The organism is Neobacillus drentensis (assembly GCF_036965425.1).
Lineage (GTDB): Bacteria > Bacillota > Bacilli > Bacillales > Cytobacillaceae > Neobacillus > Neobacillus drentensis_F.
This window is the reverse complement of record NZ_JBALPP010000038.1, coordinates 1-8121: the sequence shown is the minus strand read 5'-3', so window position 1 is coordinate 8121 and position 8121 is coordinate 1. Positions and strand designations below refer to the sequence as shown.

The 8121-nt window shown below is 40.9% G+C and carries 7 protein-coding genes; 5 read left to right on the top strand and 2 right to left on the bottom strand.

From position 1 onward, the window contains the following. Positions 1-306: 306 nt before the first annotated feature. From nirB to V7161_RS10195, 3 genes are read left to right on the top strand one after another with little or no spacing between them, the layout of a single operon-like run. A complete protein-coding gene (gene nirB, locus V7161_RS10205; protein WP_335444815.1) occupies positions 307-2715 on the top strand; it encodes a nitrite reductase large subunit NirB in 2409 nt (802 codons plus the stop codon). A gap of 24 nt (positions 2716-2739) precedes the next feature. Further along, the gene (gene nirD / locus V7161_RS10200; protein ID WP_335444813.1) at positions 2740-3063 is read left to right on the top strand and encodes a nitrite reductase small subunit NirD; all 324 of its coding nucleotides are present in this window, start codon (positions 2740-2742) and stop codon (positions 3061-3063) included. 16 nt (positions 3064-3079) lie between these two features. Then, a complete protein-coding gene (locus tag V7161_RS10195) occupies positions 3080-3928 on the top strand; it encodes a formate/nitrite transporter family protein (protein ID WP_335444810.1) in 849 nt (282 codons plus the stop codon). A 33-nt stretch (positions 3929-3961) separates the two neighbouring features. Here the strand turns inward: V7161_RS10195 and V7161_RS10190 are convergent, their stop codons facing one another. Next, the gene (locus tag V7161_RS10190; RefSeq protein ID WP_335444808.1) at positions 3962-4567 is read right to left on the bottom strand and encodes an HAD-IA family hydrolase; all 606 of its coding nucleotides are present in this window, start codon (positions 4565-4567) and stop codon (positions 3962-3964) included. Between the two features lie 220 nt (positions 4568-4787). Between V7161_RS10190 and V7161_RS10185 the strand changes: the two genes are divergently transcribed. Both V7161_RS10185 and deoD read left to right on the top strand, forming a co-directional pair. Beyond that, positions 4788-5795 carry a DUF1835 domain-containing protein gene (locus V7161_RS10185; RefSeq protein WP_335444805.1) on the top strand — a complete coding sequence of 336 codons (1008 nt, stop codon included), beginning with the start codon at positions 4788-4790 and terminating at the stop codon, positions 5793-5795. Positions 5796-6627: 832 nt separating this feature from the next. Next, positions 6628-7347 carry a purine-nucleoside phosphorylase gene (gene deoD, locus V7161_RS10180; protein ID WP_335444802.1) on the top strand — a complete coding sequence of 240 codons (720 nt, stop codon included), beginning with the start codon at positions 6628-6630 and terminating at the stop codon, positions 7345-7347. A gap of 25 nt (positions 7348-7372) precedes the next feature. Here deoD and V7161_RS10175 read toward each other — a convergent pair whose 3' ends face one another. Further along, the gene (locus V7161_RS10175) at positions 7373-8008 is read right to left on the bottom strand and encodes a M15 family metallopeptidase (protein WP_420491607.1); all 636 of its coding nucleotides are present in this window, start codon (positions 8006-8008) and stop codon (positions 7373-7375) included. Positions 8009-8121: the final 113 nt, after the last annotated feature.

The window sequence follows — 8121 nt, the reverse complement described above, 5'->3', positions numbered from 1 at the left end:
CCTCGGCGCTTTTGGCGCCTCCGGGGTCTCCCCTGCCCCGTACTCCCGCAGGAGTCTTCGCGCCTTCCGCTCCAATCAACAGTGCTAAAAATCAACATTGGCTTTTAACACGTCTATTTTTATAAAAATCCACTTGAATTGTATGCGTTACCAATGCTGTCAGGGTAATGCTAGCTGGTCCTTTAGGTGATTAAAGCAATAAAATTAGTGTGTCAGATTAACTGACACATTCGTGTAAATTGACTTTCTAACGTGTTATAAAATATTCAAACAATTTATTTTCTAACATGGAGGGGGTAGAAACGCATGACGAAACAAAAGCTGGTACTTGTCGGAAATGGAATGGCCGGGGTCAGAGCAATAGAAGAAGTGCTGAAAATTAACCGGGAAAAGTTTGAGATAACGATTTTTGGTCAGGAGCCATATCCGAACTATAATCGAATACAACTATCTACGGTCCTGCAAGGAGGTACTTCTGTTCACGATATAACCTTGAATGAATGGAAGTGGTATGAGGACAACCAGATCCGTTTATATCCGGGTGAATCGGTTACGGCCATTGATACGGAAAACCAAATCGTCTATACAGATAAAGGGCGAATAGAGTCCTATGACAAACTGATTTTGGCGACAGGTTCAAACCCCTTCATGCTGCCGCTGCCGGGAGCAGATAAAGAAGGAGTTACCGCCTTTCGGAACATTAAAGATTGCGAAAAAATGATTGAATATTCGAAAAAATATAAGAAAGCAGCGGTTATTGGCGGGGGGTTGCTGGGCCTTGAAGCTGCACGCGGGTTATTGAACCTTGGGATGGAAGTGGAGGTCATCCATATTCATCATTACTTAATGGAACGTCAATTGGATCAGACGGCAGGAAAACTTTTGCAAACAGAACTAGAAAAACAAGGGATGAAATTTCTTTTACAAAAAAACACAGCAGAAATTTTAGGAAAAAAACAGGTAACAGGTATTCGCTTTAAGGACGGCACCAAAATTCAGACGGACTTAGTAGTAATGGCGGTTGGGATTAAACCCAATGTTTCTTTAGCAATAGAAGCTGGGATTCCCGTTAACCGTGGAATTATTGTCAATGACTACCTGGAAACGGATGTCCCGAATATATACGCGGTTGGGGAATGTGCGGAGCATCGCGGCATTGCCTATGGTTTAGTTGCCCCGTTATATCAGCAAGGGCAAGTGTTAGCTAAAAGACTTTGCAGCATCGGAGATGAAGTTTACAAAGGCTCTGTCCTTTCTACACAGCTGAAAGTATCGGGCGTCGATGTTTTCTCCGCTGGGAAAATACATGAGGACGAACATACGAAGGCCTTCAAAGTGTACGATGATTATCGCGGTGTTTATAAAAAAGTTTTAATCGAAGACGGAAAAATATCTGGGGCTGTTTTGTTCGGTGACACAAAGGATGGGAATCGTCTACTAAGCCTCATTAAAAGGGAATCAGCCATTGAGGAATATTTAGAGACGGACTTAAGTAATGGACATGAGCAAAGTGCCGTCACTGCAATGGCTGATGGAGAACTCATTTGCGGCTGTAATGGCGTCACCAAAGGAGCCATTGTGGAAGCCATCCGTTCGCAAAGCTTGTCAACCGTAGACCAAGTAAAGGGCTGTACAAATGCTTCACGCTCCTGTGGAGGATGTAAATCACTTGTAGCGGACCTCTTACAATGTACCCTTGGTGATCAATATCAGGCAGACCAAAAGGAAGCCATCTGCGGATGTACCGACCTGTCTAGAGATGAGATTTTGCAGGAAATCCGTGAAAAGGGTTTAACTCATATTCGCGAGGTTATGAATGTGCTTGATTGGAGAACGGATGGATGCTCGAAATGTAAGCCAGCATTAAATTATTACTTAGGAATGATCTACCCATTAAGTTACAAGGATGAGAAAGAAGCCCGCTATGTGAATGAAAGGATGCATGCCAATATTCAAAAGGATGGCACTTACTCGGTCGTTCCGCGAATGTATGGAGGAGTGACGACCGCAGATGATCTAAGAAAAATTGCCGATGTTGCGGATAAATACAAGGTAGGACTGATTAAGGTTACAGGAGGCCAGCGCATTGACTTACTTGGTGTAAGAAAAGAGGACTTACCGAAGATGTGGGCTGATCTGGATATGCCTTCCGGTTCTGCCTATGCCAAAGGACTTCGAACCGTTAAAACGTGCGTTGGTGAAAACTTCTGCCGCTTTGGTACACAAGATTCCATTGGAATGGGGATTCGTCTGGAAAAGAAATTTGAGGGACTAAATACTCCGCATAAGGTCAAGATGGCCGTTTCCGCTTGTCCGCGTAACTGTGCAGAAAGTGGAATTAAAGATGTTGGTGTTGTCGGTGTCGATGGTGCTTGGGAAATGTATGTAGGCGGAAACGGCGGGACGCATCTCCGTTCAGCGGATCTTTTATTTAAATTTAAATCGGGGGCAGCGCTTGAAGAAATGATTGGTGCGTTCCTCCAATATTACCGAGAAACGGCCCATTATTTAGAAAGAACCTCAGGATGGGTCGAGCGTTTAGGGCTTGATCATATTCGGGAAGTACTCTCCGATCCAAATACAGTGAAAGAATTAATGATACGAATGGAAGAAGCATTGTCTGTTGTTCAAGAACCTTGGAAGAAAGCCATTCAGGATAAAACACTGTTAAAAGACCTCTATGAATCTTTGAAACTCCCGGTGGAAACGAAATAACGGATTATTGGAGGGGAAAGAAAAATGGAAAAAACACTACGTCCCATATTGATTGGGAAAGCGGAAGATTTACCGCAAAAGCTTGGAAAAACCGTTACGATTGGCCGAAAAGAAGTCGCTGTTTTTAAATTGGAAAATGGAAAAATTCGTGCCATTGAAAATCGTTGTCCTCACAAAGGCGGAGTACTTGCCGAAGGAATCGTCAGCGGGGAATTTGTTTACTGTCCTTTGCATGATTGGAAAATCAGCGTGATGGATGGAAGAGTGCAAGCACCCGATGTGGGGTGTGTTCAATCCTATCCAGTCGAAGTCAGAGATGGCCAAGTATTTATTTTTATAGGCGAATAAAAAGGGGAGTGAAAGAATGTCATTACTAAGCCCAAATCAAGTGGTAGAAAACATGATTCAGGCAGGGGAAGCGAAAGCCAAACTGCCGATTAAGGATTTATTGATTCGCGGAGCGTTGGCGGGAGCGTTTCTTGGGTTTGGAACGACTTTAGCCTATTCGGCAGAATTGCAAACTGGAATGGGGGTCGCAGGAGCGATTCTTTTTCCGGCTGCCTTTGTCCTCATTATCCTGCTTGGGTTGGAATTAGTAACGGGCAGTTTTGCACTGATTCCGGTTGCCGTCATGGACAAACGGGTATCCGTTCGCCAAATGATTAATAATTGGTTTTGGGTTATTGTTGGTCATATAATTGGAGGAGTTTTTTATGCCTGGCTATTTATGATTGCCTCTACACAGTTTGGGCATGTGACCGATAATGCTGTTGCAGCGAAAATTATCGCCGTATCACAGGCCAAAACAGTTGGCTATAAAAGTCTTGGAGTTGATGGATTCATTGTTGTGTTTGTTAAAGCGATGTTATGTAATTGGATGGTGACATTGGGAGCAGTAATGGCGATGACAACCAAGTCGGTCATTGGCAAAATTGCAGCAATGTGGCTGCCGATTTTAATCTTTTTTGCCCAAGGCTTTGAGCATGCAGTTGTGAACATGTTTGTCATTCCAGCGGGGATGATGCTTGGTGCTAATGTTTCCTTCACAGATTGGTGGGTATGGAATCAAATTCCAGTAATAGCTGGGAATTTGATTAGCGGTTTTTTATTTACTGGCGCAGCCTTATATTATACACACAGGAAAGCTGAGACTAAAAAGGTGTTGGATATGGCAAAGAAGGCGGCCCCTCTTACAAGTCCACAGCAAGGTTAATAGAAAACTTCAACTAAAAGCCCCTAGTTAAAATCAAAGGGGCTTTTTATGGAAATGGGTAAGGACTTCAGAAATAAAATCGGCATAGTTGTCGATATGAAAATCTGCTTCTATATTACGATTCTGAAAGGCAACGGTTTTGATATTTAAATGCCTGGCCGGAATTAAATCTAAGTCGCGGTCGCCGACTACCAAATCAATATGATGACTCTTTAGGACATACTCATAGGAAGAATGATGAGGCTTTCTAGTGAATCCTTGTTCTTCAACGGATACGATCTCCTTAAAGTATTTGGCTAAGTCGTATTTTTCAAGGAGATAGATAGTAGATTCTTTATCGCGATGAGTCACAATAATATTGTTATCAACGGCCGATAATACATCCACTAAGTGTTCAAATGGAACACTGTGTGTTTTCGAGTAATAGTTATGCAGCTTTTGGTATTCTGCTCTAAGCTCTAACGAAATTCCATAGTGTTTAAAAGCTGTTAAGGAATCTTTTTTTAACCATTTCAGCACTTCAGTTCGGTCTAGGTCTTGCTGGCTTAATTGAATAAATCCTTCGACAAGGGCTGGATATGTATCAAAAAGAGTCCCGTCGAAATCCCACAATATATTAATATGAATCCCTCTCTTCAAGTTCATTACTACCCATTATAGAAAGGTCATAATGTAAAAATCAACTGAGGTTTATCCAAAGGATTTTGTGGCCATTTTGTAGAAACAAGAAAAGAGCTTTATAGAGGAGGGGAATGTTATTAAAACTAGAGATCATTATCCATACATATATTTTTTCAGTGAACCAAATGTTGTTTTTGTCTATCAAATTGAAGGGGATGACTATTTAACGGCGTCAGAATTGTCGGAGAGAGGAGAATGGCAAACCTACGAACTCCATCATTCGGCTGACTTTGATACATTTTATCATGAGGAACAGGAACCTTTGGAAGGCAGTGGTTATTTTGTTCAACAGCATCAATTAGGTTTTATGGCTGAAAAAATCAACCAACTGATACAAAGGCAGCGGAAAAAGATGCCCTCTGCCGATTTTTTAAGGGAGCACGGTCCGGTGCATCTTGTTTCATCCTCCTCTACAGCTGGAGCATTAAGATATGGTTTGGAGCGTCCAAAGAAGGTTATTGGCTTTCAGGAACCCTTTGCAATCGGACCGTTATGGAAATTCGATAGTAAAATAGGACAAGACTACCGTTATGAATGGCTATCTGAGAATATCAATTTTGAATTGGAAGTTCATGAATTGGAGAATTATTTTTCCAAAACGGTATTAGAAATTGAGGATATACCAGATGAAATTCCTGTTTATATTTGGACGGCTAATAATGGTGACGAACAAACGTGGCTTCGTTTTATTCTTTTTTTATTACGGGATAAACCAAATGAGATGATTCTAATTAATACGACTGAACAATGGAGTGAGGATGAAGGGAGGTCAATGATACACTCGGCATGGCTGCATCCGGAACAGTTAAAAGCTTTATTTGACCAAAACAAAACCGCCAAACCGTTATCAAATGAAGAAAGAGTCCAGTTTCAAGAAGAATGGGAACAATTATCGCAAACAAAAGAAGTCCTTCGTTTATGGCAGAACGGAAGAATAACGAGTGTGCCAGAGGATTATTTTGATGGGTTCATCATCCAGACCATTGAGCAGCTTCATCAACAACAGGAACCCAAAGAGTTTATTCGGGCCGGAGAAGTAATTGGTGAAATCCTAGGGCAGCTCGATGAATTGGTTTCAGATTGTTTTTTTGAATATCGAATCAGACATTTAATCTATAACGGGGTTCTTGAGTTAAAAGGAATCCCGAAATCGATGAGGCATTATCGTGTAAAGTTGCGCGGGTGAAAAATTGTTATCGGAGAAATGTTCCCAATATGGTTCATTGGGAACATTTCGATGATCGTATTGTTTACTTACCAATACTTGATGTCTCTTTTTCTTTCATAGGGTTAAACTGAATTTTTTTAGGTTTGACATCCACTCGTAGTAGTGGACTTCACACAGCCCTCGAAGAAAATGATAATTATAACAATCTTCAACTCCGCATAATTTAATTTCCTTGGGTGCATGTGGATAGCCTGTTTTTTTATAAATGTAGTTATGATGTTCGCAGTAACCATTGGCAAAGTAGGGTTTGGAACAATCTATTGCCAAACAATGGTCAACAGAGCGAGCCTCTACTCTGATGGTATCTGTATTCCCTCTTCTTCTCATTCGCACGTAATGCTTATTACATAGCTGCCGAGCTTTAATGGGTTCACAGCATCCTTCTACGGTACACAGACCTTTCGTAGAAAACCGTTTTTTTTCAAGTGTCTCCAATTGTCCTCACCCCCCTAACTAAATTGTTTCAAAAAATGGAATATCTTGAAGTATTTGGTATAACCCATTTTAATTGAAAAAACCTCTCCTAAACGAAAGAAGAGGATTCTTACTCTTCAGGACACAAGAAGAGTAATTGGCTGAAATGGTTATTCTAGTAATAGCACCTATATTTAGGTCTATTCTATATGTTGTGAGATATATGGTGAAGTTTATACAATATTTTTATTATTTAAAATAATAATACAAATACTACAATTTGTATACCCACTTAAAAATTTTCACAATATATAGATTTGTAAGCGTTTCTAAATCCAGAGTTTTACAGAAGGTCATGAAAAGGAGCGAAACAAAGATGAACACAGCTAATCATAAAGAAACCCCGCATATTAAACCAAATGGAGTAGAAATTGCGGAAACCATCCTTTTGCCTGGGGATCCACTAAGAGCAAAATTTATTGCCGAAACCTATTTAGATGACCCGGTTCAATTCAATTCCGTCCGTAATATGCTAGGTTTTACTGGAACATATAAAGGAAAGAAAGTATCTGTCATGGGAACAGGGATGGGTATGCCGAGTATGAGTCTTTATTCTTGGGAGCTGATTCATATTTTTGGTGTGAAAAATTTAATCCGAATTGGGACATGCGGTGCTATCCAAGACTCTATGAATTTGTATGATATCGTTTTTGCCATGGGGGCTTCTACGGACTCCCGGTACGTTCACCAATACAATCTTCCAGGAGAATACTCCAATATTGCCTCATTTGCCTTATTGGAAAAAGCGAAAAGGTCAGCGGACCAAAAAGGGTTTCCAGTTCATGTCGGAAATGTTCTTTCAAGCGATATTTTTTATAATGCCGATGAAACCGCGTTGGAAAAATGGCGGAAGATGGGGATTTTGTGTGTGGAAATGGAAACGGCCGGTCTTTATATGAATGCGGCCTATGCCGGAGTAAATGCGCTCACAATTTTAACGGTAAGTGATCATATAATTCGACATGAACAAACGACACCAGAAGAAAGACAAGTAGCTTTTACAAATATGATGGAGATTGCTTTGGAACTGGCTTAGCCATAAAAAAGGCGAACAGTGATTGTCACTGTTCGCCATCTGCTGTCAAAGATGAGTTTGGTGGTCTTTCTCCATTCTGCAAATCAGCAATCGTCAAGCCAAAATCCATTTCTAAATGGGGATAATCTTTAAATTTGGCCCAATCGCCGCCCCATTGGAATCCTAAGGATTTCGCCATTTTAACCACCTCGGTCCAATCCGCGACACCATTTTTATTTCCATCATAATTCATGTCCCAAATGACATTACCTTCAGGAGTCTTTAGCGCAAAATCGATGGCAAGCCCAAAATTGTGGTAGGACTCTCCGCCTTTTGCATACGTTACAATATTTCCTTCAGATGTACGGCCTTTTTCAAAAAGTCGATCCTGATCCTCCGCACTTCGGAAGCCATCCGTAATCACATGCACAATTCCTTTTTTGGCAGCCTGCTGGATTAATTGATTGCTTCGTTCTTTCACAATCGGATGGAGGTCAGTTGGTAAAGGCGTTGTCTGCTTGTTATTCGACTCCATAAAAGGAATCGATTCCTTATGAAACACAATGACGTATAGGATAGTGAATGTGATGAGTAATAATGTGAATGATAAACTTCCTATCCGCTTCAATTCTTTAGATTCCTTTCGTAAAAAAATAATTACACTTACTAAGACGAATAACATAACGTGGTTGTTTCATAATTTTATATCGTTATTGATAATAAGAGCAAAAATGGCCGCCTCCGGTCATTAAGGAGGAGCTTCTAATGCCCGTCAGCAAGAAAAAATGCCGCTCG